This window comes from Microcoleus sp. B13-B6 (assembly GCF_036705405.1).
In the GTDB taxonomy this organism is placed as follows: Bacteria; Cyanobacteriota; Cyanobacteriia; order Cyanobacteriales; family Microcoleaceae; genus Microcoleus.
Map to the genome: position 1 here is coordinate 19,534 of NZ_JAUBUJ010000016.1, position 24,433 is coordinate 43,966.

Sequence of the window (24,433 nt, forward strand, 5' to 3'; positions counted from 1 at the left end):
CGACAATTGGGGCGAACCTGGTCTTAATCGTCAAACACGAGTCTGTGACTGAATTTGACCGAAGCATCCAGGATACAAGCCCCCGGATACATCTCGCGCAAGTCAATGCTTCAATTCTTTAATCTAAAATCTAAAATCTAAAATCGATTGACCTGTTTGGTTACACGAAGCTGGGCAGTGCCGTCTCCCTATCCCAAAATAATATTGTAGGAACACCGCACTGCCCTCTCCTAATTTCTTATTTCGAGACAGATGCGAGAATGCTTTCCATCTCAGAAAGCTCGACCGCCCCGGAGAAAGTTTTGCCGTTCATAATAAAGAAGGGAGTCCCTTCAATGCCCAGTTGTTGAGCGAGTTGCACGTCTTTGGCAATGGCGGCTTCTGCAGCGGGGCTGTTGCGATCGGTGTTGAATTTATCTAATTTTAGATTGAGCTTTTGGGCGATCGATCCGTACAATGGTTCGCCTAACTGTTTCTGCCCTTCAAACAAAGCGCTGTAATATTCCCAGAATTTGCCCTGCTGCCCAGCAGCCCAAGCTGCTTTAGCTGCTGGCAGCGCTTGAGGGTGAATAGAAGTCAAGGGAAAATGCTTGTAAGCTAAAGTAACTTTGTCCTGGTGTTTTGCCATAAACTGCTTGACTGTATCGTGAGCGCGCGCGCAAAACGGACATTGAAAGTCAGAGAATTCTAAAAGTACAATTTGCTGGGAAGGTGAGCCCGTGGTGGGAGAATCCCCGATCGAAGATTTGGGATTAGTTTTCATCTCCTGCAAAAATGACTGCTGCGCTGCTTTGAGAGACTGCTGCTGCTGTTGCTGGTACGCTTGTACCGACTCTAAAATTGCTTGCGGGTTTTCGCGGATCACCTGCAAGACTTGCTCTTTGAACTTGGGATCGACTGAATTGCCAGCCGCTGACTGGGCGGGGGAACAACCGATAAATACAAGGCAACCTGCGAGGATTGCAGCCAAGCAGAAGGCTTGCTGGCTGCGGAGTTTTCGCCAAATAGTGGATAAGTTCATCTTTTTTTTCTGATTCACGACAACACTTAATCCTACATTTAATTTGGCGGAGTGTCAGGTATACCGCTGTTGACTGCTGTGCAGTTATTTTTAGCTTTAAGCAATAATTAGTAATTCGTAATCGGTAATTGGCAAGGTTTTTTACTTACCGGAACCGCTAGGAACCCAATAATTAAGATTTAAACAATCGGGATTTAGTATTATAATCTTATGTTTCCTCGAACGACCGCCATCAAAGATGTTTGTAGTGAGGACTAAATTTTGAGTTAGTTTTATGATGACTAAAATCCTCCATAAAAACGCGATCGCGGTTATTTTACTACCGGACTATATCTAACATCTAGTCCGATCGATTGACCATAATATCCCGGCCGGGCGGGTTTTTGAGATTGTCAATTATTGGCAGATATGGTTCGTGAACCCGCCCCTACCTGATTTCGGGTGAAGCGAAGCGGAGGGAATTGACGGGAGCATCTCACCTTTGCAGCCCTCCGCTAGAAATTGGAGTTTTGAGGCAGGAGGCAGGAGGCAGGAGGCAGAAGGAAAGAGGCAGAAGGAAGGAGCCAGAAGAAGTATTTTTACAAATATGAGATGCTCCCGAATTGACCGGACGAGATATAAAAAATAAAAGGACGATCGCCCGAGCGATCGTCCTTTTATTTGCTGCACGTATTATCAGTTTTTAGGCTTGTCTGAATCCAAGATTATTTGCGGTTGTTGAGCCATTTAGCCGCAACTATTCCCAAAATACCAGCAACAACTGGATTTCCCAAAAACTTCATCAAACTAGGCTGTTCGGCCAGCACTTCTTGGAAAATATCCGGGTGATTGTGATAGGTGAACGAGGCCAACTTGGTAACATCGTCAGCATTCATGCGGCTGGCGTGGTGGGTAGAAAGTCCTAGCTGCTTTTCCAATTGGCGATCGTCCAATCCTCTCTTGCCCAAATGCTTGAAGAATTCCCGCGCTACATCGTCGCGTTCATTTGGCTTAATTTGGGCGATCGCCTTTTGCAATTCCGGTTCCAATTGAGCCGGCGGGAGCGAGTCGTGATTCAGGGAACGCCCGAATAATTGTTTGCGCTGAGCCGGCGAAGTTCTCTGAGCAAAATCGTCAAAGTTTTCGTAATCTTCACCAGTTGTCTGGGGCATCATTTCTCGATCGCCCTGGGCTAAATCGTTCATGATTTGACGCTTGTAATTATCGCTGCTACTCATGGTAACTCTCTTCCAATCTACACAACATTTCAGTCTTAAATTGAGATTGTTTCGCCTTCAAAAAACTGCGGAATATTAAACCGCCACGCGGCTATCATTTAAGCTTGCTAACCCGGTCAAGACTTGTATTCAATCTGATTTGATTGCTGGTCGTACTTAGCCGTCAAAATCAGTTTTTTGTCAGGAGCGTAAACCAAAACACTTACATCCTGATTAGGGAAATTGCGGTGAAAACCTTGTGCTAAAGATTTCGCCAAATCTTTCACTTCTGTCGGGCGGACTTGCGGGGTAATTACAACTCCCAATTTGTTATTGTCGCGCACGTAAGCATCCTGAACCAAGCCCTGAGCCGTCTTTGTTACCCATTGACCAAAATCTTGACCGGCGGCGGTATTGCCACGTTCTAGCTGCGCGTAATAACCCTGACTGCCACCAATTGCTACAGGTACATCAGTCGGTTTTTGGGCTGAAACGCTGGGCGCGCACGCAGTAGTAACTGCCAGCATTAATACCAAAAGTACGCCCGCAATTATTTTGCGACTCTGCTGTAATAAACTCACCTTTTTTCCTCCGTTCAGAAAACATTTGGCATAATTGAAAGGGTCAGGTTGCTCGACCCTCTCAATTAGTATTAGGCTTAGTCTAGTTTCTTTTTGAGCTCATCTTTTACATCTTCGATGGCGTGACCAGCTTCAGCTTTTGCCTGCTTGGCTTTGCCTTCTGCTTTATCCTTCGGGTCGCCAGTAACATTGCCTAGGGCTTCTTGAGCTTTGCCTGCGATGTTGTCGCCAGTTGCCTTTGCTCTATCTTCAGTGCTCATGGGTTTCTCCCTATCTGTATCTCAGACATTTTTTACTTAATAAACTCATCATAGGTAACTAGGAGCTGCGTTGCACTCTACCTCTAGGAAGAAAGAATGAAGAAAAAATGAAGAGGGAACATGGAAGATGGAAAAATTATTTTTCAATTTGAGACTGACTGCCACTTTTATACTTACTTACCGGCGTTTTTTACCGTTTCTGCTGGCTGCAATCAAGTATTTTTGTAAAAAACTGCTGGAGGGTCGCCCGTGCGTCCCAGACTATTTTTTTAAACCCAAAAGAATTTATAATTTTAAATTTTTATTTAATTCGGCATTAAAAAGGCGGGTGTGGGCAAGACCGCATCTTACCCACACCCGAACAAATTTCGTATTAGTTTTAATTTACCTTGTGATGACATTCTTCATCTATTCTGTCCTGAAGTTCTTCTTTCAACTGTTCGACAGCGCGCATAGTTTGAGCATTTTCTTGTTTTTGCTGACCGAGGGCTTTTTCTGTTTCCTCGCCGAGCAAGGTTTCCTTTGATTTTGGTAGCGTTACTTGATTTTCGCTGCCAGTGTGGGTCGCATTTTCTTCAATATTCATTTGTCTTGACCCTATTGTTTGCAAAATTTATTTTTAACAAGGCTAGTTACAAGTTAACCTTATATTTATAATAACGCCAATGACGAAGCCTTCCCTCTCCCTGAAGACAGATAGGAGCTGGGGAAGAGTTTTTAGTTTTAAACTAAGAGAAATTAGGGAGACTTCCATCTGTCGGAAGAAAGATATGGGGAGGCCAAGAGTGCGTGAGTGCATGAGATTGCTTGGTGAGTCGCAAGGCGCGGGCAGTGAATGAGTAGGGGAGAGGGAGGAGGGGGGGACAATTTTTCTGCGGTGCGCGCGATCGCATTAAGTGCCGAATGTTGTTGGATGAGACTCTTTGGACATCGGTAAAAGATGAAGAGAGAAATGGGAGGCAATTTAGCTAGCCAGACGGGAATCCCCACACGCTTGTCGCTTCGATTAGTGTGGGATGAAAGTCGCGTTTCGCTGTGGATTCCACCGTCAACCAATTCAAAACTATGTTTTGAGCGGTGGGCGGGTGGATGACGAGACAAACAAACTCTTTATTTAATGGGTCTATTTTCTCCTTTGTACTTGACAGTAAATAACGCATTCTGGTACAGTAACACTAATTGATGCGTACCGACTGCGATCCAATATTTGCCAATTAATGAGAACGGCTTACCAGTACAAACTACGTCCAACAAAACAGCAAGTCATTGAGCTAGACAGATGGCTATCCATGCTGTCTGCCCAATACAATTACCTGTTGGCTGATAGATTTAATTGGTACGAACAAAATCGCTCTCCTGTTAACGCCTGCAATCTCGTCTGTTACCTACCTGAACTGCGAGACGATCCCGATTATTGCTCGCAAAAGAAAACGTTACCTCAACTCAAGAAAACAAATCCTTGGTATAGCGAAATATATTCGCAAGTCCTTCAGGATGTAGTTAAGCGAGTTAAGACAACATTTGACCGTTTCCTAAAAGGTGATAGCAGCGGAAAACGCAGCGGAAAACCTCGATTCAAAGCTCGCAGCCGCTATCGCACCTTTACTTATCCGCAAATGAAAGAGGGATGCTTACAGGGCAACTTGATTAACTTGCCGATGTTTGGGAAAGTTAAAGTTGTCTTGCACCGTCCTATCCCTGACGGGTTCAAAATCAAAACCGCATCTGTCACCAAGAAAGCTGATGGTTATTACCTTACGCTCTCCCTAGAAGACAAGACAGTTCCAGAGATAAAGCCAGACTTTAATCCTCGCTCGATAACAGGTATTGACGTGGGATTGAAGGAGTTTTTGACAACATCTGAAGGCGAAACAGTCGCCCCGCCCCAATATTACCGTAAAGAACAAAAATGCTTGCGAACTATTCAAAAGCGAGTGTCACGTCGCAAAAAGGGGAGCAATAGCAGGCTTAAAGCTATTAAGCAACTGGGCAGACAACACAAGAAGGTGGCAGATAAAAGAAAAGACTTCCACTTCAAGACAGCTAATTGGCTGCTGTCAAAATATGACGTAATCGCACACGAGGATTTAAACATCAAAGGTCTAGCTCGTACAAGGTTGGCTAAATCTGTGTTGGACGCTGGGTGGTCAAGTTTTCTGTCGATACTGACAAACAAAGCCGAAAACGCGGGTTTGTTGGTTGTCCCAGTAAGTGCCCATAATACTTCACAAGATTGTTCTAATTGCGGCGAGAAAGTACCAAAAAAGCTGCATATTCGTTGGCATGACTGTCCTCACTGTGGGTGCAGTCTAGACCGTGACCATAATGCCGCAATAGTAATCAAAAATAGAGCGGTGGGGCAACCCGTTCTTAAAGCTCAGTTAATGTCCTATGCAATAGCAGGAGTCACTGAGAAGCCTACACCAATGGTGACAGCTTGTGTTGGTGTAGGAGTTGTCACTGCAGACTTAAGTCAGATGTAGAGCAGTTTGACGGTTAAAATCAACAGGGTGCAGCAATTCCCAAGTTTGGTGGCGATCGGCTTAAATAATCTGCTAAACAAGAGTTAGCCTCAAGGCTAACTTCCAGCAGGATCGAACTAAAATTTCTCTTATTAGTAAAAATTATCTAAAACCCTATGGGAGCAAGGAGCAGTAACCCCCTCGAAGCAGCCGGCCCGACTCGTGAGCCGATCAAAATAGGCGTGTTGCATTCGCTGACGGGCACGATGTCCATCAGCGAAATTTCTGTTAAAGATGCGACGCTGTTGGCTGTTGAGGAAATTAATGCGGCGGGAGGGGTGCTGGGGCGCCCCTTGGAAGCGGTTATAGAAGATGGAGCCAGCGATTTGCAAACTTTTGCTCAAAAAGCTAAGCAATTGCTCCTAGAAGCGCAGGTGGCGGTGGTATTTGGCTGTTGGACTTCGGCGAGCCGCAAGGCTGTACAGCCGGCTTTCGAGCACGGCAGCGGGTTGCTGTTCTATCCGGTGCAGTATGAAGGGCTAGAACAGTGTCCGAATATTTTCTACACTGGTGCTGCCCCGAACCAACAGATTGTGCCTGGGGTGAATTACTTGCTGGCACAGGGGAAGCGGAAAATTTTCCTGTTGGGTTCGGATTATATCTTTCCCCGCACGGCAAATCTGATTGTGAAAGCTCAACTGGCGGCACTGGGGGGAGAGTTGGCGGGGGAAGTTTATCTGCCGCTGGGTTCGAGGGATGTGGGCGAGGCGATCGCACATATCTTAGCAGTGAAACCAGATGCGATTCTCAACACTCTCAACGGCGATAGCAATGTGGCTTTTTTCCAAAAGTTGCGGGAAGCTGGCGTGAAACCAGAGGATTTGTCGGTGATGTCGGTCAGCGTAGCAGAAGAGGAAGTGCGGGCGATCGGGCCGTCCAATATTGCTGGACATTTGGTGGTTTGGAACTATTTTCAAACGGTGGATACACCGGAAAATCGTAAATTTGTCAAGGCTTATAAAGCTCGATACGGGGAAAATCGAGTCACGGATGACCCGATCGAAGCTGCTTATTTGGGCGTTTACCTGTGGAAGCAAGCAGTAGAAAAAGCTGGTTCGACAAATGTGGTTAAAGTCAGGGCGGCAGCTAAAAATATTGAGTTTGCAGCGCCTTCGGGCAAGGTAAAAATAGATGCCCAAACTCAGCATATCTGGAAAACAGTGCGGATTGGTAAGGTGAGGGTGGACGGTCAAATTGAGGAGATTTGGAATTCCGGCGCACCGGTTCCGCCAGATCCTTTTCTCAAGGGCTATCCTTGGGCGGCGGCACTTGCTACGAGGGGGATTTCTCTGGGAACTCGGGCGTCTTTGATCGGGCTGTTTGTCATCTTGGTACTGATAACTTGGATGGCGGTGGGAGTCGGGTGGATGGGTTCTGTGGATATGAAGAACTATTTGCTGACAATAGAGGCTGCCTCAAATCCGGCGGCGGCGGTTTCTGAGGCCGCAATGGCGGTGCTGGTGCAGCAAACTCTCTTTGTGGCGAGCCGCACTCAGCACTGGCTGCTGGCAGCTTTGGTTTTGAGTTTGATCGCGGGGATAGTGGGTTTTGTGTCTGTGTCGGCAATTATTCGGAATCTCGGCTTGCTGCGGCAAACTGCCGAACAGATGGCAAGCGGTGATTTGACGGCTCGATCGCCTGTGGTTTCTAATGACGCGATCGGGGTGCTATCTTCTACTCTCAATACAATGGCTCAGCAAATTAGCAGTTTGCTCAACGGTTTGGAGGTGCGGCAGCGGCAGCTAGAGGAACGATCGGGGGAATTGGAAGTCGCTAAGAATGCTGCGGAAGCTGCCAACCGGGCGAAAAGCACTTTTTTGGCAAATATGACTCACGAGTTGCGGACGCCCTTGAATGCGATTATCGGCTATAGCGAGCTGCTACAAGAAGAGGCTCTGGAACTCGGCGAAGAAGAGTTTGTGATGGATTTGGCAAGCATTAATATGGCAGGCAAGCAGTTGCTCACCATTATTAGTGACATCCTGGATATTTCTAAAATTGAAGCAGGAAAGATGACTCTTTTCTTGGAGACTTTTGAGGTGTTGGATTTGATCGAGCAGGTTGTCACTATTGTTCAACCGACGCTAGGGAAAAATGGCAATACTTTGATCGTCAATTGCGATCCCAATATTGGCACGATATACTCCGATTCGTCGAAGCTGCGACAAGCGCTGTTAAATTTGGCGAGCAATGCTGCTAAGTTTACCGAGCGAGGCAAAATTACGATTAATGTTTGGAAGGAAGAAGGGGAGGTTTTGCCGATCGACAATTCCGAAGAACTCTCGGCAGATCCTTCTCGCTGTCAACAGCCTTCGATCGTGTTTCAAGTAACCGATACCGGCATCGGCATGACTGAGGATCAGGTGTCGAGGCTGTTCGGAGCTTTCGCTCAAGCGGACGATTCTACTACCCGAAAATACGGCGGCACCGGTTTAGGGCTGACAATTAGCCGGAAATTTTGCCAGATGATGGGCGGAGACATTACGGTTGAGAGCGAATTTAATTGCGGTTCTAGTTTTACGATCCGGTTGCCGATTGCGGTTACAAGCCCGAAAGAAGCGCGGGACGATCCAGAAATCGAACCAATGCAGCCGAAGCCTGCCGACGATTTAGAACCGAGTGCAGTGGCGACTGAGGCGAAGCAAAAAGCAGTGCGATCGCAACCGCTGGATCTGCCAGATGCTGCTACTGTGCTGGTGATTGACGACGATCCAGACGCGCGGGATTTGATGACTCGCTGCTTGTCGAAACAGGGATTTCGGGTGCGATCGTCGGCTAGCGGTCAAGGGGGGCTTCTGTTGGCTAAGGAGTTGCTGCCCGACGCGATTCTTCTGGACGTGATGATGCCGAGTATGGACGGCTGGGCGGTGCTGTCGGCATTGAAAGCCGATCGGGATTTGGTTGATATTCCGGTAATTATGATAACTTTTTTGGACGACCAAAATCAGGGTTTGGAATTGGGAGCGGCGGAGTATTTGAGGAAGCCTGTGGATTACAAACGCTTTGCTGCTTTATTGAGTAAATATCAGAGTCTGGGGAAGTAGTTAGTTGACTGTTGGCTGTTGACTGTTGACTGTTGACTGTAATTATTACAGTTCTGGACGCCACAAATTGTTAGATCCGCTATTGATAAGGGTAAGGTGCGTCGCCCGGAAAAATCGGCAAGTTTCATTTCTCATCTGAGGGCGACGCACCCTACAGATTAGCATTTCACTTCAAGAGAAAACCGCTATACATCCCTCTCAATTACCAATTACCAGACGTACCTCATTAAACCCAGAAGTGCTATGGTTATTGCTTATTAGTAGCAGGTAACAAATAAGAAATAACAACAGTCAACAGTCAACTGACAACGGTCAACTGACAACAGTCAACTAACAACTAACAACTGACTAATTAATCTAAGAAGCCCATTAATGTCGAGCTATCGTCAATTTCGTTTGAGGCAATGGGGCGGTTTCCTCCCATTGTGGAGTAAACTTCATCAATGTGAAGAGTGCTGATGGCAATAGGGCGAGCACCGGACATACTGAACATTTCACTGACTTGCATGGCGCTGGAGCCGATCGGGCGATTGCCGAGTGTAGCAACCACTTCAAAGTCGCTGGATTCGACTGGGCGATTGCCTACAATGCCGTAGGTTTCGCTGAGGTGCAGGGTGCTAATGCCGATCGGGCGATTCCCCGACATCGAGACGGTCTCGCTGATGGTAAAATCGTCAGGGCCGACGGGGCGGTTGTCATGCATGAGTTGAGGCCGATAAAGTTGAATTCCTGTTGCTTTGGCATCCGTGGGTTCTGTCGCTTGGCTTTTGGAACTGCCTTTGCCGCGGCGGGCGATCGCATTGCCTTTATTTTTGGGGGTGAGACTCATAATTATTTTCCTCGCTTACTGCTGTTGATTGCTGGGTTCGGACAACTGCTTTTGTGGGCTTTCTGCTTTCTATTTGGGCCGATGATTAAAATAATATTACAAAGTCTAACTATTTTTTTAACGAAATTGCAGAATCTCTGCATTTTTGTTAAAATTTATGGGTAATAGCTACATTTTCCTATGGTAACTGCGGCAGCATCTTTTCAATTGCAAGCGCCCTTCCAGCCCACAGGCGACCAACCGCTAGCGATCGAGCAACTTGTCAAAGGCATCGAAGCCGGGGATCGATTTCAAACCTTACTCGGCGCCACAGGTACGGGCAAAACCTTCTCCATTGCCTCGGTGATTGAAAAAGTCGGCAGACCCACCTTAGTCCTAGCACACAACAAAACCCTGGCAGCTCAACTGTGCAACGAACTGCGAAATTTTTTCCCGAACAATGCAGTCGAATACTTTGTCAGTTATTACGACTACTACCAACCTGAAGCATACATCGCTGTCACGGATACTTTCATTGAGAAGACGGCAGCAATTAACGACGAGATCGATATGTTGCGGCACTCAGCTACGCGATCGCTCTTTGAACGCCGCGACGTAATTGTAGTTGCTTCAATTAGCTGCATCTACGGTTTGGGAATGCCCGCAGAATACCTGAAAGCTGCTATTCCTTTGCGAGTAGGAATGGAAGTCAACCAGCGGCAAGTTTTGCGAGATTTAGTCAACGTCCAATACAGCCGCAACGACATAGATTTAGGCAGAGGCAAATTTCGCGTCAAAGGCGATGTTTTGGAAATAGGCCCCGCTTACGAAGATAGAATTATTCGCGTCGAATTCTTCGGCGACGAAATTGATGCCATTCGCTACGTTGACCCGGTAACAGGTAAAATCCTGCAAAGTTCAACGGCTTTAAATATCTATCCAGCGCGCCACTTTGTCACGGCAGAAGATAAATTAGAGGCTGCTTGCCAAGGAATAGAACTCGAATTAGAAGACCGACTGGCAGAATTTGAAAAAGAGGGTAAACTCTTAGAAGCTCAGCGGTTGGAACAGCGCACGCGCTACGATTTGGAAATGCTGCGCGAGGTAGGATACTGCAACGGAGTCGAGAATTATTCGCGGCATTTAGCAGGGAGAAATGCGGGGGAACCGCCAGAATGTTTGATTGATTATTTCCCGAAAGATTGGATGTTGGTAATAGATGAATCTCACGTCACAGTGCCGCAAATTCGGGGGATGTACAACGGCGACCAAGCGCGCAAAAAAGTATTGATCGAACACGGTTTCCGCTTGCCCAGCGCGGCTGATAACCGCCCTTTAAAAGCTGAGGAATTCTGGGCAAAAGAGAATCAGTGCATCTTTGTTTCTGCTACGCCTGGGGATTGGGAAATGGAAATATCTGAAGGCAGAGTTGCAGAGCAAGTAATTCGGCCTACCGGAGTAATAGATCCGACAATTTTCGTGCGCCCGACGGAAGGACAAATTGATGATTTGTTGGGAGAAATCAAGGAGAGAGTAAGTCGGGACGAGCGAGTTTTGGTGACGACTTTAACCAAGCGGATGGCGGAAGATTTAACCGAATATTTGCAGGAAAGGGGAATTAGAGTGCGGTATTTGCACTCGGAAATTCAGTCGATTCAACGCATCGAAATTATCCAAGATTTGCAGGATGGTAAGTTTGATGTATTGATTGGTGTTAACTTGCTGCGGGAAGGTTTGGATTTGCCGGAAGTTTCGCTGGTGGTAATTTTGGATGCCGATAAAGAGGGGTTTTTGCGCTCGGGACGTTCGTTGATTCAAACGATTGGAAGGGCGGCGCGGCACGTTCAGGGACAGGCTATTTTGTACGCGGATAATTTGACGGATAGTATGGTTAAGGCGATCGACGAAACGGATCGACGCCGGGGGATTCAGCTAGCGTACAATAAGATGCACGGGATTACGCCGCAGCCGATCGCCAAAAAGCGATCGAGTAATGCGATTTTGGCGTTTTTGGATGTGTCGCGCAAGCTGAATTCTCAGCAGTTGGAGGAGGTTTACGAACAGGTAAACGAGTTATCTTTGGATGAGATTCCTCAGTTAATCGGGCGGTTGGAAGCGCAGATGAAGGCGGCGGCTAAGAAGTTGGAGTTTGAGGAGGCGGGTAAATTGCGCGATCGGATTAAGCATTTGCGGGATAAGCTATTGGGACATTAAGGAAGAGTGGGAGGATATGATGTTCGATCGCATTACCTTCGATCCAAAAATTATGGGAGGAAGAGCTTGCATTCGAGGAATGCGAATTACTGTTTCTTTGGTAGTGAGTTTAGTAGCAAATGGGATGAGTGTAGAGGAAATTTTGGCAGCTTATCCTTATTTGGAAGCTGAGGATATTAAAGCTAGTCTCCAGTATGCGGCATTTTTGACGAACGAGCAAATTCGTCCATTTAGCGGGACTCCAGCATGAAATTTTTGGCAGACATGGGTGTGTCTCCTGTAACGGTGCTTGCACTGCGCCAGCAGGGATATAATGCTGTACACTTAAATGAGCAAGGATTGGAGCGTTTGCCCGATTCTGAGATCCTGGAAAAAGCACGCCAAGAGCAACGAATTGTTTTAACTTTTGACCTGGATTTTGGCGAGCTTTTGGCTATCAGTTCTCAATCTCTTCCAAGTGTGATTATTTTTAGACTGCAAACCACTATTCCAGTGTTTGTTAGTGCTAGATTGCTGGCTGTTTTGTCAGAGTGCGGTGAAGATTTGGAAACAGGTGCGATTGTGACAGTGGAAGATAATCGTTATCGAGTACGGCGACTTCCTATTTAGAGTAGGAAAGTGCGATCGTATTCAGCATTTGTGCAATAAACGGTTGGGAGACAGCAATGAGCAAGTTTCAATTATTCGATGCAGTTAATTTAACCGAAGCAGTCGCCCTCGCTGATGGCGAGATTGCACCGCCACAAACAGCCGGGGCAATTGTTGAGGTTTTCAAGAATGGTGAAGCTTATTTAGTAGAATTATTTGGGGGATGGGTGAAAGCAGAAGTTGGCGGGGATTTTGTTCCTGCAACTCAGGATGAACCGGGCGCATTTATAGAAACGATTGGTGTTGAAACAGTTTATCCGCATCAGTTGCAATTATAAGACTTACGCATGAGGTTCAGAAACCGGGTTTTTTACGAAAATACTTCGTTGCGGTGCGAAGATTCGCTAAAAACCCGGTTTCTTTGGGCTGAAGTCTGCGACTTTGCCGAGTTTTTAGAGGAAAAACAGCAAAAAGTACGCGCGTGCGAAGCTATCCCGTAGGGAATCGTATTAAGCATCTGCGCGATAAACGGTTAGGTAATGAAGGGATAATTTAAAAGCTGAACATTAGCTTGAGTCCATTTGCGATCGGCTGATACTCTTCTGCGGTTAAATCTCCTCGGTAGCCCAAAACACGCTTTATGTCCACAGCGCGTATTTGATCCAGCAACACTGTAGAGTCATAGCGTATGTTTCCCATTCCAGCCTGAAGCTGCGGATATAGCGTTGAGTTTCGTGCCGCCCAATCTCCTTGTTGTGTCGTCAAGGGAACGACTATTACCAACGAAAACCGCGTTATTCCTGTGACATTTGGCAAAGCTACAATTACCGCAGGTCGAGTGTTTTCCTGTTCGCGACCGGGGGGAATTTGAGCGGGGAAGTTAACTAGCACCACGGCCCTCACCTGCAAAAAATTAGGTAGCTGACTCACAAATTTTCTCTACCTTTTTATTGCCAATGTCGATCGGATTTGTTTCTTGAATTCGCCATTTAGCATAGGCGATAACTTCTTTAAAGTCTGCTTCTTCAAGTTCTGGATAAGTTTGGCGTATTTCTGCTGTCGAATAGTGAGACGCCATCATTGAGATGATAGTTTCAACAGTTATGGGTAAGTTGCGAATGCAAGGTTTTCCCGCCATGAATTCTGAATCGCAGGTAATTCTAGTAAATGGCTGGATATCTTCTTTACTATTCGTTGCACTTTCATTGTCCAGAATTACTATTCCAACTCCCGGAATAAAACGCACAGGCTTTGTGCCTTCGAGGGGGTCTACATCTCCCCAATCATAGGGGGGAATTTCATTATCGACGAGGTAAAGTTGACGCCAAGGCGATTTTGCCAATGCTTCCTCGGAAATGTCAGGAAAAAATATTAGCACTTCTGCGATGCCAACGGGAAAACCATTGAGTTTGCTCAAGCCCTCTATAATGGCGGCTAGGACGGATAAGTCTAGGTGGCTGAGGTTTTCGGCTTTTTCGATCAGTTGGTATACGGTTTCAGGATTGAGTGTTTCGCCCACAGCTTCGACTAAGTTTTCGGGGGTGAAACCTCGACATTTCAAGTATTCGGCTAGTTGTAAGCGAATTGTACTCATGGGTTTAGTTGAGAAAGATTTTAGGGTCAAGTGCGATCACCTTTTACCATTTTCCTATTTTCAGGGATGAATGGAAAGGGCGATCGTACTTTCTATGAGATTCCTAGTCTATCCGTAACATATTCGCGATCGTGACAATCTGCGTTTGATGAACCATCGTTATCCCAGTGATTTGGCTGCCAATCACGTTCGCGCCTCAAGTCATCTATTTCTTGTTGCTGTTCAAGGATTTTTTGCTCAAAGGATTGGATAGTTTTATCCTTAGCTTTGATAGTTTTATCCTTTGCTTCGTTTTCCTCAAGCAGACTGCGGTTCCACTCCGCCAAAGCGCGGTTCGACTTCGCCAAAGCGCGGTTCGACTCCGCCAAAACAGAGAGGGTTTTCTTAGTCCGCTGAAGGTTGGTGTACAACGACTCGCATTGTGGAGTATAATTAGGGGACATATATTTCAAAAGTTACGTTGACTTGTGGTGGTCTGAAGTTGAGATGTCAAACCACCGTGAGTTCGCTAGCTAAAGCAAGGCCTCTGTCTGAATCGTTACTTCAGGCGGGCCTTTTCCGTATCAGATATGATTTGCTATTGCAAAAACTACAAGCCATTAAAGCGTTGTCTTTCTTACACTTGGGAATGTGAGGAAGTTTTGTTTGAGCTTGTATTTTAAGAATTTAACATTCGCCCTGTGAATTGTCAAGCGATAAATAAGACCGTTTGTTTTCTTTATTACGGAGATTTAAACATCCGATTGCCGACATTCGATGCCGCTTTAATCTAATACGCTGGAATAACCGCATATACGGGGCTATGGGTAAAGTGGATGCCAACTCAACCTCAATTTGCCGACATCCGATGCCGCTTTAATCTAATACGCTTGAATAGCGCAGTCTACCGCGCTATGGGTAAAATGGAGGCCAAATCCACCTCAATATCTATTAAGAATTGAGCGCCGATTGAATCGCTCGCGGGCAGACATGGTAATGGGTTTCAGGAATATATAAAAAAGGTCGATCGCCCAAAACACCACCAAAACCAACTACTTACTCAATACCGCAGCATCCGTACTGCTAGCAAAAGCCGGACTAATAAATTCCTCCTTCTCTTCCAACGTGATGTAACCCTTATCTACAGCTAGCTGCATCACTTCCTGAAGAAAACCTCTGAGCACATCTAATACGTGAGTGCGATCGAACTCAAAATGCTTTTCCCAGCCCGAAGTTCCAAACTTGCTCAAAGTACAGCTAATGCGATCGTCCGTAGGTAGCAACGTAATAATAAACCAACTCTCAGAAAAAGTTATTACTATTTTTTGACCTTGTGATAGCTTAGCAATTTCTTTGGGAAAGTTACTTTCAATCATCATACAAATATCGGGATCTAAAAATACCTCTTTTTGAGCGTCACCTATTTCTATAAAAACTTTATGGTTGTGTTCAAAGCAGAAACATCGCCATCCCATTTCAAAATCAGAAAGCTCCCCTAATGGATCTTCTGCAGGATCTGCCCAGTCTTCTAAGAAACGTTCTGCTAGTTGAAAATTAAATTTATGACTGCTATTCATGGCTGCTACTCCTATTTAATTGTCGCAGACTGACACCCTCAGCTATAGGATAACCACTATTGAGAGTTCCATCAAAATCCCTTTGAATAAAAGCGCGAGTGACGTTTTGAGTTATCCTTAGATCGGGATGGTAAACTCTACCTATAGGACGATGAAAATCAATAATGTATTCTCCTCGATATTTGGGTACTAATTGCTCGGCTACGATCCAATCCTCCGCATTTAGCCATTGTCCTTGGTCATCGTTAGTGCTTGCTGCTCTTCCGATCAATCTGTTGGCTTTCAGTTTAGGCCCATGATGGCGAGCAATATGATCGTAGGCTTTCATTGATTTAGAATTGTTCCACTGCGGTTCGGTTCCGCTACCTGTCCATTCACAACCGCTCCCAACTTCTCTGCTTGAATCTATTATAAACTGTTCGACAATTTCTGCCACTTCTCTATTTTATTGATTTGGACAACATACATGATATTAGAAAAGTGGTAAGTTGGGCGAAGTGAAACGTAGGGTTCGTTACCTCAACCCAACCTACTAATAAACTTAGGGTGTCGGATTCGGATACTTAGCGTGCACCGCATTGATTTCCGCTATGATATCCTTATCCAAATTTACCTCCAAACTACCGATATTTTCCTCCAACTGTTCGAGGCTGGTTGCACCGATAATAGTGCTAGTTACAAAAGGGCGCGATCGCACATAAGCCAAAGCCATCTGCGCCGGACTTATCCCATGTTTACCCGCAATCTCAACATACGCTTTCACCGCATCATTCAGATTAGTTTTATCGTAACGCTGACCGAATCCAGCGAATAAAGCCAACCTAGAATTTTCCGGAATTCCATTCAAGTATTTACCCGTTAACAAGCCAAATCCCAAAGGACTATAAGCCATCAATCCCACATTCTTAAAACGGCAAGTTTCTGCTAAATTTAGGTGAAAAGTCCGATTGCTCAAACTGAAAGCATTCTGAATCGAAACAACTTTCGGCAACCCGTGTTTTTCCGCCAACGTGCAAAACTCGCAAACTCCCCAAGGCGTCTCGTTACTCAAACCCAAATAGCGGATTTTCCCAGCTTTAATTAAGCCAGCAAATACCTCTAACTGTTCCAAAATCGGTACAGTTTCGTGCTCTTGGGCGATGTCGTAATCCGGCGCACCAAATAGCGGGACGTAGCGGTCTGGCCAGTGGATCTGATAGAGGTCGATGTAGTCAGTTTGCAAGCGCTTCAGGCTGTCATTCAGGGCTTTTTGGACATTTGGGCGATCGATCTGATTTTTCCCTTCCCGAATCCACTTTAATCGAGTGCTTCTGCCCGCCACTTTAGTCGCTATAATGACCTTATCCCGCTGCTGTTTCGCCAACCATTCCCCGATATATTCCTCTGTTTTCCCCTGAGTTTCCGCCTTTCCAGGGACAGGATACATTTCGGCCGTATCGATAAAGTTGATTCCTCTATCGATCGCCAAATCGAGCTGTTAGGCCGCTTCTGCAACCGTGTTCTGCTGGCCGTAAGTCATCGTACCCAAACAGATTTCAGATACTGATAAATCGCTGTCGCCGAGTTTTTTGTATTCCATGATTTCGCTTGCTGGAAAATTATCTGATTCTATATTACAGAAAAACCTAGATTTAATTGACAACTCCAGAAAAGTGCGCGAGGCTTTCTCCTCTCTTCCTCTTTTCCTCTGCGCTCTCTGCGCCCTCTGCGGTAAAAAATAAATTAAAAGATATCCGCACCTAAATGTTAATATAAATAATTCGTATCCCTCTGATGTATGAGTAACCGCCAGCCCAAAGTTCCCTTTGTAAATCTCTCCCTGCAACACCAACCAATCCAATCCCAAATAGCAGAAGCTATGGGAAAAATAATCCAGGAAGGAGACTTTATTTTAGGCCAAGCACTCACCGAATTTGAAACAGCATTTGCAGCAGCTTCTGGAGTAAAATACGGCGTAGGAGTGGCTTGCGGAACAGATGCGATCGCTCTGGGACTCCAAGCTTGCGGCATTAATCCGGGCGACGAAATTATCATACCCGCTAACACTTTTATCGCCACCGCGATCGCCGTCCTCGAAGCCAAAGCTATACCTATTCTTGTAGATTGTGACCCGGAAACCGCCCTGATTGACCTCACAGCAGCCGAAACAGCAGTTACCTCGAAAACTAAAGCAATTATCCCCGTACACCTCTACGGTCAAATGGTATCGCCAGGGCAGCTTTTAGATTTTGCGAAGCGCCACGATTTAATCATATTTGAAGATGCCGCCCAAGCGCATCTAGCTTCCAGAGAAGGATACCGCGCCGGTGCCATTGGGAAAGCAGCAGCGTTCAGTTTTTATCCCAGCAAAAACCTCGGTTCTTTTGGCGACGGCGGGATGTTAATTACTAACGATGCAGAGCTCGCAGAAAAAATGCGAACTCTCCGCAATTACGGAGCACCCAGCAAATATTTGCACACAGAAATCGGTACAAACAGCCGCCTCGACAATTTGCAAGCCGCCGTGCTCAATATTAAATTACCTTACTTAGAAAAATGGAATCGCGATCGCACCGACGCTGCTCAACACTACAATACTCTATTAGCACCATTGAAACACAAAGGCATTGTACCGATCGCCAACCACAGCAGCAGCGGTCACATTTATCACCTCTATGTTATCCAAATTACTGAGAAAAGCTCGATCGACCGCAACACCCTTCAGGACAAACTCGCTCAACACGGCATTCAAACAGGTATACACTATCCCATACCTTGTCACCTGCAACCCGCCTACCAAAACTTAGGCAATCCGGGCGACTTCCCCCATGCAGAAACCCTGTGCCAACAAATTTTATCATTGCCAATGTATCCCGGATTGAGCAATACTCAGATCGAGCAAGTTGTTCGGGCGATCGTACTATCATTGAATTGCTAATTGTTCATCAAACTAATGCTGCAGGTGCTTCAAGCAGTAGGGTGCGGTTCTCAAAGCGTTTTTGTGGCGAATTAACAAATCTTTAACTGACAGTTCAAAACCCCAAAGCGTTGCGAATCCAGCGCGGCAATCTTAAAACTTCTCAAACCATGCACATCCAGCGCAAAATTCGCATTGTTTTCAAGCGATACCTCCTGGGGGAAGGTATCACGGTGCTCCTAGTGCTGCTGTACGCCCCCCTGCTAGTACATTGGTACGACGGCTGGTTGAACAAAAGCATCAGCCTCGAACACGAATATTTCAGCCACGGACTAATTGGTTTGCCCTACGCAGCTTATATTGCTTGGACGAACCGAAAGTGCTGGCGCAGCTTACCCAACTCACCGCATCCTTTGGGAGGCTTTTTGCTGGTACTAGCCACGCTTTTTTATCTGAGTCGCTTGAGCGATTTAGTAAATTTATCCCTGCCCGTAATGCTGGCCAGCATTTGCTTATCTTTAAAAGGAATTCCCGGCTTACAATTGCAGGCGATGCCGCTTTTCTTCGTATTTCTGGCCTCGCCCAACCACATTCCTTACCTCATAGAACCCTACGCCTTGCCGTTGCAGCAATTCATTGCTGAAGCATCAGGCTGGATATTAATTAAGGTTGGTATCAACGTGAGAGTGGAAGAAATTTATCTGTACGTGAACGAGCGCATTGTAGAAGTTGCTCCGCACTGTGCAGGCTTAAAAATGCTGTTTACCAGTCTTTACGTCAGCTTAATTCTGCTGGATTGGACGGGAGTTTGGAACTCTCGCAAAAAAAGCCTTTTGTTTTTAGTGATTACATCCATTATTAGCATCAGTTCCAACATTTTTCGCAATACTTTGCTAACTTACTTTCACGGAACCGACAGAGAGGCGCTTTTTACTTGGCTACACGCCGGATGGGGCGGAGATTTGTATTCTGCTTGTATACTAGGGTTATTGGTACTTGTCCTCAACGGGATGGAAAAGTATTTCCCAAGTCAGTCTGGCAATTAATGAAACAGATGATTTCAGCACAGAAACTACTGCGGCGGTATCAATTATCTAAAATTATGGTACTGGTGTTTTTGCTGGTATTAGTTGGGGCAGTAGCAATTCCCGGCTACGCGACGGGAAGGTGGCCTTGGACGAACCCGCCAACCCTTGCCAACCTCAAGCAATTAAGAAGTGTGCGCCAAAACGGGATAAAAATTCCTGGGTGGCAGGTTATAGCCGTTCAGAATAACGTCCAAATTGGCGCTCACAGATGGTTAGTTCAAGAAATTAAAAATGATCGAACAATTGCCCTTTTATTGCTGTTGCCTCAAAATTACGCCAAAAACCAGCCCCAAGTGGAATGGCTAGATATCGATGGATTTCACCGGTGGCAAACCGATTCTCATCGCACTTTGAGGTTTACAGTTAAATTAGCACCAATACCCGGCCAGCCACCGCCTACTGTCGAGGCGAGGTTTTTCCGAAGCTGGACTCCCCAACAAACTTTTGCTGTCGTGCAGTGGTACGCTTGGCCTAATGGGGGTTCTCCAACAACCAGTCGCTGGTTTTGGGAAGACAGCATTGCTAGACTGTCTAACCGCCGCGCCTCTTGGGTTGCTGTCAGTATCATCCTTCCCATTCAACCGCAGGGCGACATTAAGATAGCTCAACCATTGCTGGAATCTCTTGCCGAAAGTGTCCAGGCTAAATTAATTACAGAAACTTTTCGGTTTCAGTAAGCAGGTAGGTGTAAATAAATCAGCCTAGGGCGTGGGCGAGTTTTGCCAAAATCAACTGCTTCCTAGTAAATATCTGGGTTCAACCCGCCCTGAAAAGATATTATTGTTTTTTCGCGCTACTCTATTTAGATGAAACTTACAAGTCAGGTCATTATTCAAAATATTACTTTTTTAAATACTCTGAAAATGCGGGAAAAATCCACTATTAAAAATCGCCTCGCTTTTTCCTTGGCAGGTCTGTATTCAACTGCTTGGACTCTATCTTTTGCTGCTGTATTATGGGGTTTTAATAGCAAAAATTTTTCGCAAACGGCTTTAGCTCAATCTGTTGTTCCAAGAGACGAGCGACTCGTGGCGCCACCGCCATTGCGTGTACCGCCACCGCCGCCTGCCAATTTCAACCGGGATATTAACCCAGCTTTTCGGAATCGGCCCTACCGCCTGGGCCCGGGAGACCAGATTTCTGTTCAAGTTCAGCGCTTCCCAGAGCTAGGTTTTACGGGTGCAATCAGCCCTGAAGGGGTAATTGTACTGCCGCTAATCGGAACAGTAAATGTGCGTGGTCTTACCGTCGAAGAATCACAGCAGCGCCTCCGGGAGCGCTTTGGCCAATTTATCAAAAATCCTCAAGTCTCGGCTGCTTTGCTGGTTCAGCGCCCGGTAGTGGTGACGGTGACGGGGGAAGTGGCCAGACCGGGTTTTTATCCACTGCAAACCCCCCAGCTTCCTGCGGCTCTGGCGGCTGCTGCTGGGACTAATCCTACGGCCCAACTGCGAGGGGTGCGGGTGCGGCGGACTCTGCCGTCCGGTGATGTCGCGGAGCAAGTTGTTGATATTTTGACACCGTTGCAAACTGGTATTGCTCCACCGGATTTGCGTTTGGAAGATGGAGATGCGATCGTCGTACCGTATAAACAGGTTACGCCCGATCGCAAATCCGATCAAGATTTAGCATCGAGGTACAGCCTCGCTGCGGCTGCTGTCCCCGTCCAAGTCACTGTCACCGGAGAAGTCAGCAAACCTGGTTTTTACACGCTTCCGGCGGGTTCTGGTCGAATTTCGGCTGCTTTGGTGACTGCGGGGGGAGTCACGGGAAAAGCCGATTTGCGGGAGGTGCGAGTGCGGCGGACGCTAATGGACGGCTCGTCTGTGGAGGAACCAATCGACCTCTACACTCCCCTAGCAAACGGTAAAGATTTGTTCGATTTTCCTTTGGCATCGGGAGATGTGATTGTCATCCCGGAATTGGACGCTAGTACGAAAAACCTAGACTACGATAAAGCTCTGGTTTCGCGGTCTACTCTGATTAAGCCCAGGATCTACGTTCGAGTTTTGAGTTACGCTAGTGGTGGTTTGACCTCGTTCTACGTTGAAAATGGCAGCAGGTTTTTGGATGCTCTCAACAACTTGCCTGTTAATCTTGCTGACTTGCGGAAAATAGCCCTGATTCGGTTCGACGAAAAGCAAGGTAGAACAATCAACCGTTCGATAGATGCTAAAGCTGCTTTGGAGGGCAATGTTTCTCAGAACCCGATGCTCGAAGATAATGATGTGATTGTGATTGGTAGGAATTTGGTAGAGCGCATTGGTTATGTACTCAACACTTTTACTCGACCATTTCGCGATACTTTGGGATTTATTCTGTTCTTTGAGCAGTTGAGAAATGGGGTAACAGATTTGTTCGGCCCGTCACGTAATGATAGGTAGTCATACTATTTTCGATTTTTGATTTTCGATTTTCGATTTGAGATGGGGAATGACTTATGCGATATGGGTTTTAATCACAGACCGAAAGTTCTAAGGTTTTTGGGGGATTTGTAGAATTAGTCCGCAATCATTAGTTATCGTTAACAATCTAAAATCTAAAATCTAAAATCTAAAATCGTCATGACTTTATCCGTTGTTAAACGTTATTTAATTGCTTTCGACCAATACAAGTGGGTGGGACTGGCTACTCTCGCGGTGACTGTGGGCGTGTCGGGAGTAGTAGCCCTGCAGCCAAAGCCTGCGCCAGTTTACGTTGCAATAGGTACGCTGGCCTACGACAGACCGAGCGTGATTTTTTCATCTACTACTACTAAAATTCAACAGGAAGGACAAGAAATAACTAAAGATATGCTGCTGAATAAAATGGTGGTTGAACCAGCAGCAAAAAAACTCATAAAAGCAGAAAAAAAAATCAGCCAAAAAGAAGAGGGAACAGAAATAGAAGTTTTGACGGACAAGCTGGTAAAAGACGTGCAGATCAAGATGCCCAGTAAGAATAATGACCCCAGCGCTTTGATTCAAGTATTGTACAAAAATGGCGATCGCCAAAAAGCAGAAGCGGTAGTAAAGACGCTGATGTACGAAATGGTGGAACACAGCAAAAGTATTAATACTTCTAGACTGCGTGACACGATCGCCCAAATTAACAAGCGTTTGCCGAAAGTAACGCAGGAACTCAGAGACACGGAAGCAAAACTTGAAGCCTACGAAAAACGAGAAGGAACTTCAATTTTAGCAGCTCAGAGCGGTGCTTTGCCGCTAGCGATTACCAGCAGCCAACAGCAGCAGCGGCAACTCCGCGTGCAGTTGGGAGGAATTGAAGCTCAAATTAATAGTTTGCAGGATCGCTTGGGATTGAATGTGGAGCAAGCTTACGTCGCTCAAGCACTCTCTGCCGATCCAATTATTGCCCAACTGCGAGTGCAATTGTTTTCGATCGAATCTCAGCTCAAAATTCTCCGCAGCGACTTGCAGGAGGAACACCCGAAAATTGTAGAATTGCTCAAACAAAAACAAGCTTTTGAGCAGCAGTTGCAGCAGAGGCAATCTGAGGTACTCGGCGGTAACGGGGTGGCGGCCCCGCTCAGAAGTGCTGATCGAATTCGGGTAGACTCTTCTTTAGATCCGGCCAGACAGCAGTTAGCTCAAACTTTGATTGCTTTGCAAACGCAGCGGGATACGGTGCAACAGCAACTCCAAGGAATCGAGAAAACTGAACAGCTATTGCGTCGGGAACACGCGACAATCCCCAACAAGCAGTTAGAACAAGCGCGGTTAGCCCAGCAAGTGGGGTTCAAAAAAGCTCTCTACGACAAGATGCAGTCGGCTTTGGTAGATGCTGAGGCGGCGGTAGTTGAGACAACGGGGAGTTTGAGAATAGCCCAATTGCCCCAAACTGATGACGTTGAGTCAAACAAGAGAGGTTTGCCCGTGATGCTGGCGGTGGGCGGCTTTGTGGGATTCCTGCTGGGCGGGGGCTTGATATTTTTGTTGGGGATGCTCAACGGCAAGTTTTATAGTTGGGAAGAAGTGCGGGCGGCATTGGTGGAAAAAGAAGTGCCGATACTGGGAGTTTTGCCTGAAGTGACGGTGTTTGATTCTTACGGCGATGAAATAATGCCACTCGCCTTGGAGGCAAATTCTCCCTATTTGGAATTTTACGAGCGGTTGCGTACTAATTTGCGCCGGATCGGGAACAAACCGGTGAAGGTGGTGTTGCTGACTTCGGCGGCGCCTTTGGAGGGGAAAAGTTTTAGTGCTTACAATTTGGCAATTGCATCGGCTCGATCGGGTAAACGGACTTTGTTAATTGAAGCAGATTTGCGATCGCCTTCTAACGTTGAATCTTTGAAAATTTCTGCTGATCCTCTGGCGACTGTGGAACCTTTGCACTATTACGGCAATATTAGCGAGTGCGTTCTTTTGGTTCCAGAGGTAGAGAACCTATACGTCGTGCCGAGTCCCGGCTTTTTGCGGCAAGCCTCCGCCGTACTAGAATCAAGCGAAATGCGGAGATTGTTTGAGGATGTTCGCAACCGCTTTGATTTTGTGGTTGTGGATTCTCCGGCTTTGAGCGAGTGCAACGACGCGCTGACGCTGGAACCGTACACGGACGGTATGATTTTGGTGGCGCGGCCTGGTTACACTTTGTCTAGTATGTTGTCTGAGGCTGCAGATCAGTTGCTGGAATCTGAGGAGGAGGAGTCGCATAAATCTGGGCCGCGGCTGTTGGGAGCGATTATTAACGGTGCTGATATTCCGGTGAAGTTCCGCAATGATATTGATATTGATGAATGGGAGTTGCCTGTGAGTGCGATCGGCGATCGTGCGATCGAAGTGCGATCGAGGCAATTACCGCAGCACTCAAAGCCTAAAAACAAGGCTATTAATAGTAAATTGAGATGATTTATCTGGCTTGATTCTTGTAAAGCAATCCTCAACGAAATATGAATATATTGTAGGCTGCGACATAAGCAGCTTAAGCTGAAAGCACTGTTAACAGCCCGTCGATTTGAGATTTTAGATTGATATCAATTCCGGTGGCATTGGAATGATTAAACCGCAGAGGACACAGAGAACACAGAGTCAGAGAACAGAGAGATGAATCATTTCTATGCTAT

The 24,433-nt window shown here is 46.4% G+C and carries 23 protein-coding genes; 11 read left to right on the plus strand and 12 right to left on the minus strand.

Annotated elements, in window-relative coordinates:
* Positions 1–238: 238 nt before the first annotated feature.
* The 5 genes from QUB35_RS09540 to QUB35_RS09560 form a co-directional block, all read right to left on the minus strand.
* The gene (locus QUB35_RS09540; RefSeq protein ID WP_333141521.1) at positions 239–1,021 is read right to left on the minus strand and encodes a thioredoxin domain-containing protein; all 783 of its coding nucleotides are present in this window, start codon (positions 1,019–1,021) and stop codon (positions 239–241) included.
* A 704-nt stretch (positions 1,022–1,725) separates the two neighbouring features.
* Positions 1,726–2,238 (minus strand): hypothetical protein, encoded by a 513-nt coding sequence (locus tag QUB35_RS09545; protein ID WP_333141523.1) that lies wholly within the window; start codon positions 2,236–2,238, stop codon positions 1,726–1,728.
* Positions 2,239–2,354: 116 nt separating this feature from the next.
* Positions 2,355–2,798, minus strand: a complete 444-nt coding sequence (locus QUB35_RS09550; RefSeq protein ID WP_333141525.1) for a hypothetical protein — start codon at positions 2,796–2,798, stop codon at positions 2,355–2,357.
* Positions 2,799–2,875: 77 nt separating this feature from the next.
* The gene (locus tag QUB35_RS09555; RefSeq protein ID WP_333131066.1) at positions 2,876–3,058 is read right to left on the minus strand and encodes a CsbD family protein; all 183 of its coding nucleotides are present in this window, start codon (positions 3,056–3,058) and stop codon (positions 2,876–2,878) included.
* A gap of 379 nt (positions 3,059–3,437) precedes the next feature.
* Positions 3,438–3,644: a hypothetical protein gene (locus QUB35_RS09560; RefSeq protein WP_333141526.1), complete on the minus strand. Its 207-nt coding sequence runs from the start codon at positions 3,642–3,644 to the stop codon at positions 3,438–3,440.
* A gap of 631 nt (positions 3,645–4,275) precedes the next feature.
* Here QUB35_RS09560 and QUB35_RS09565 point away from each other — a divergent pair.
* Both QUB35_RS09565 and urtA read left to right on the plus strand, forming a co-directional pair.
* On the plus strand, positions 4,276–5,541 hold the full coding sequence (locus tag QUB35_RS09565; RefSeq protein WP_333141529.1) for a transposase: 1,266 nt from the start codon (positions 4,276–4,278) through the stop codon (positions 5,539–5,541).
* A 155-nt stretch (positions 5,542–5,696) separates the two neighbouring features.
* The gene (gene urtA / locus QUB35_RS09570) at positions 5,697–8,624 is read left to right on the plus strand and encodes an urea ABC transporter substrate-binding protein (protein WP_333141531.1); all 2,928 of its coding nucleotides are present in this window, start codon (positions 5,697–5,699) and stop codon (positions 8,622–8,624) included.
* A 352-nt stretch (positions 8,625–8,976) separates the two neighbouring features.
* Here the strand turns inward: urtA and QUB35_RS09575 are convergent, their stop codons facing one another.
* The gene (locus QUB35_RS09575) at positions 8,977–9,453 is read right to left on the minus strand and encodes a hypothetical protein (protein WP_333141533.1); all 477 of its coding nucleotides are present in this window, start codon (positions 9,451–9,453) and stop codon (positions 8,977–8,979) included.
* 180 nt (positions 9,454–9,633) lie between these two features.
* Between QUB35_RS09575 and uvrB the strand changes: the two genes are divergently transcribed.
* The 4 genes from uvrB to QUB35_RS09595 are packed head-to-tail and all read left to right on the plus strand — an operon-like array spanning position 9,634 to position 12,572.
* A complete protein-coding gene (uvrB, locus tag QUB35_RS09580) occupies positions 9,634–11,646 on the plus strand; it encodes an excinuclease ABC subunit UvrB (protein ID WP_333141535.1) in 2,013 nt (670 codons plus the stop codon).
* A 16-nt stretch (positions 11,647–11,662) separates the two neighbouring features.
* Positions 11,663–11,896, plus strand: a complete 234-nt coding sequence (locus QUB35_RS09585) for a DUF433 domain-containing protein (RefSeq protein ID WP_424405108.1) — start codon at positions 11,663–11,665, stop codon at positions 11,894–11,896.
* Complete coding sequence (locus tag QUB35_RS09590) at positions 11,893–12,255, plus strand: DUF5615 family PIN-like protein (protein WP_333141537.1); 363 nt, start codon at positions 11,893–11,895, stop codon at positions 12,253–12,255. Before QUB35_RS09585 ends, QUB35_RS09590 begins: the two co-directional genes overlap by 4 nt.
* A 56-nt stretch (positions 12,256–12,311) precedes the next feature.
* Positions 12,312–12,572 carry a DUF4926 domain-containing protein gene (locus QUB35_RS09595; RefSeq protein WP_333141539.1) on the plus strand — a complete coding sequence of 87 codons (261 nt, stop codon included), beginning with the start codon at positions 12,312–12,314 and terminating at the stop codon, positions 12,570–12,572.
* A gap of 214 nt (positions 12,573–12,786) precedes the next feature.
* On the opposite strand, the gene QUB35_RS09600 is transcribed toward QUB35_RS09595, so the two are convergent.
* The 6 genes from QUB35_RS09600 to QUB35_RS09625 form a co-directional block, all read right to left on the minus strand.
* The gene (locus QUB35_RS09600) at positions 12,787–13,164 is read right to left on the minus strand and encodes a type II toxin-antitoxin system PemK/MazF family toxin (protein ID WP_332991898.1); all 378 of its coding nucleotides are present in this window, start codon (positions 13,162–13,164) and stop codon (positions 12,787–12,789) included.
* Entirely contained in the window at positions 13,148–13,828 is a 681-nt protein-coding gene (locus QUB35_RS09605) for a DUF433 domain-containing protein (RefSeq protein ID WP_333141542.1), read from the minus strand. The genes QUB35_RS09600 and QUB35_RS09605 overlap by 17 nt, the downstream gene beginning before the upstream one ends.
* Before the next feature lie 92 nt (positions 13,829–13,920).
* Positions 13,921–14,271, minus strand: coding sequence for a hypothetical protein (locus tag QUB35_RS09610; RefSeq protein ID WP_333141544.1), 351 nt, complete (start codon positions 14,269–14,271; stop codon positions 13,921–13,923).
* A gap of 588 nt (positions 14,272–14,859) precedes the next feature.
* Positions 14,860–15,384 (minus strand): hypothetical protein, encoded by a 525-nt coding sequence (locus QUB35_RS09615; RefSeq protein WP_333141546.1) that lies wholly within the window; start codon positions 15,382–15,384, stop codon positions 14,860–14,862.
* Positions 15,377–15,820, minus strand: coding sequence for a hypothetical protein (locus QUB35_RS09620; RefSeq protein ID WP_333141548.1), 444 nt, complete (start codon positions 15,818–15,820; stop codon positions 15,377–15,379). Before QUB35_RS09620 ends, QUB35_RS09615 begins: the two co-directional genes overlap by 8 nt.
* Before the next feature lie 105 nt (positions 15,821–15,925).
* The gene (locus tag QUB35_RS09625) at positions 15,926–16,852 is read right to left on the minus strand and encodes an aldo/keto reductase (protein WP_333141550.1); all 927 of its coding nucleotides are present in this window, start codon (positions 16,850–16,852) and stop codon (positions 15,926–15,928) included.
* Positions 16,853–17,161: 309 nt separating this feature from the next.
* On the opposite strand from QUB35_RS09625, the gene QUB35_RS09630 reads away from it, so the two are divergent.
* From QUB35_RS09630 to QUB35_RS09650, 5 genes are all read left to right on the plus strand, one after another.
* Positions 17,162–18,301, plus strand: a complete 1,140-nt coding sequence (locus QUB35_RS09630; RefSeq protein ID WP_333141551.1) for a DegT/DnrJ/EryC1/StrS family aminotransferase — start codon at positions 17,162–17,164, stop codon at positions 18,299–18,301.
* Between the two features lie 149 nt (positions 18,302–18,450).
* Positions 18,451–19,326, plus strand: coding sequence for a cyanoexosortase B (gene crtB, locus QUB35_RS09635; RefSeq protein ID WP_333141679.1), 876 nt, complete (start codon positions 18,451–18,453; stop codon positions 19,324–19,326).
* 8 nt (positions 19,327–19,334) lie between these two features.
* A complete protein-coding gene (locus QUB35_RS09640) occupies positions 19,335–20,045 on the plus strand; it encodes a cyanoexosortase B system-associated protein (RefSeq protein WP_333141553.1) in 711 nt (236 codons plus the stop codon).
* A 129-nt stretch (positions 20,046–20,174) separates the two neighbouring features.
* Entirely contained in the window at positions 20,175–21,752 is a 1,578-nt protein-coding gene (locus QUB35_RS09645; protein ID WP_333141556.1) for a polysaccharide biosynthesis/export family protein, read from the plus strand.
* 180 nt (positions 21,753–21,932) lie between these two features.
* Positions 21,933–24,218 (plus strand): AAA family ATPase, encoded by a 2,286-nt coding sequence (locus tag QUB35_RS09650; RefSeq protein WP_333141558.1) that lies wholly within the window; start codon positions 21,933–21,935, stop codon positions 24,216–24,218.
* Positions 24,219–24,433 lie beyond the last annotated feature (215 nt).

Excerpts from the sequence above, each read along its gene's own strand:
- QUB35_RS09540 (WP_333141521.1), bottom strand. The coding sequence starts at position 1,021 with ATGAACTTATCCACTATTTGGCGAAAACTCCGCAGCCAGCAAGCCTTC.
- QUB35_RS09560 (WP_333141526.1), bottom strand. The coding sequence starts at position 3,644 with ATGAATATTGAAGAAAATGCGACCCACACTGGCAGCGAAAATCAAGTA.
- QUB35_RS09590 (WP_333141537.1), top strand. The coding sequence starts at position 11,893 with ATGAAATTTTTGGCAGACATGGGTGTGTCTCCTGTAACGGTGCTTGCA.
- QUB35_RS09640 (WP_333141553.1), top strand. The coding sequence starts at position 19,335 with ATGATTTCAGCACAGAAACTACTGCGGCGGTATCAATTATCTAAAATT.
- QUB35_RS09645 (WP_333141556.1), top strand. The coding sequence starts at position 20,175 with ATGAAACTTACAAGTCAGGTCATTATTCAAAATATTACTTTTTTAAAT.
- QUB35_RS09615 (WP_333141546.1), bottom strand. The coding sequence starts at position 15,384 with ATGAATAGCAGTCATAAATTTAATTTTCAACTAGCAGAACGTTTCTTA.
- QUB35_RS09575 (WP_333141533.1), bottom strand. The coding sequence starts at position 9,453 with ATGAGTCTCACCCCCAAAAATAAAGGCAATGCGATCGCCCGCCGCGGC.
- QUB35_RS09630 (WP_333141551.1), top strand. The coding sequence starts at position 17,162 with ATGAGTAACCGCCAGCCCAAAGTTCCCTTTGTAAATCTCTCCCTGCAA.
- QUB35_RS09650 (WP_333141558.1), top strand. The coding sequence starts at position 21,933 with ATGACTTTATCCGTTGTTAAACGTTATTTAATTGCTTTCGACCAATAC.
- QUB35_RS09555 (WP_333131066.1), bottom strand. The coding sequence starts at position 3,058 with ATGAGCACTGAAGATAGAGCAAAGGCAACTGGCGACAACATCGCAGGC.
- QUB35_RS09585 (WP_424405108.1), top strand. The coding sequence starts at position 11,663 with ATGATGTTCGATCGCATTACCTTCGATCCAAAAATTATGGGAGGAAGA.
- QUB35_RS09595 (WP_333141539.1), top strand. The coding sequence starts at position 12,312 with ATGAGCAAGTTTCAATTATTCGATGCAGTTAATTTAACCGAAGCAGTC.
- crtB (WP_333141679.1), top strand. The coding sequence starts at position 18,451 with ATGCACATCCAGCGCAAAATTCGCATTGTTTTCAAGCGATACCTCCTG.
- QUB35_RS09610 (WP_333141544.1), bottom strand. The coding sequence starts at position 14,271 with ATGTCCCCTAATTATACTCCACAATGCGAGTCGTTGTACACCAACCTT.
- uvrB (WP_333141535.1), top strand. The coding sequence starts at position 9,634 with ATGGTAACTGCGGCAGCATCTTTTCAATTGCAAGCGCCCTTCCAGCCC.
- QUB35_RS09545 (WP_333141523.1), bottom strand. The coding sequence starts at position 2,238 with ATGAGTAGCAGCGATAATTACAAGCGTCAAATCATGAACGATTTAGCC.
- urtA (WP_333141531.1), top strand. The coding sequence starts at position 5,697 with ATGGGAGCAAGGAGCAGTAACCCCCTCGAAGCAGCCGGCCCGACTCGT.
- QUB35_RS09565 (WP_333141529.1), top strand. The coding sequence starts at position 4,276 with ATGAGAACGGCTTACCAGTACAAACTACGTCCAACAAAACAGCAAGTC.
- QUB35_RS09605 (WP_333141542.1), bottom strand. The coding sequence starts at position 13,828 with ATGAGTACAATTCGCTTACAACTAGCCGAATACTTGAAATGTCGAGGT.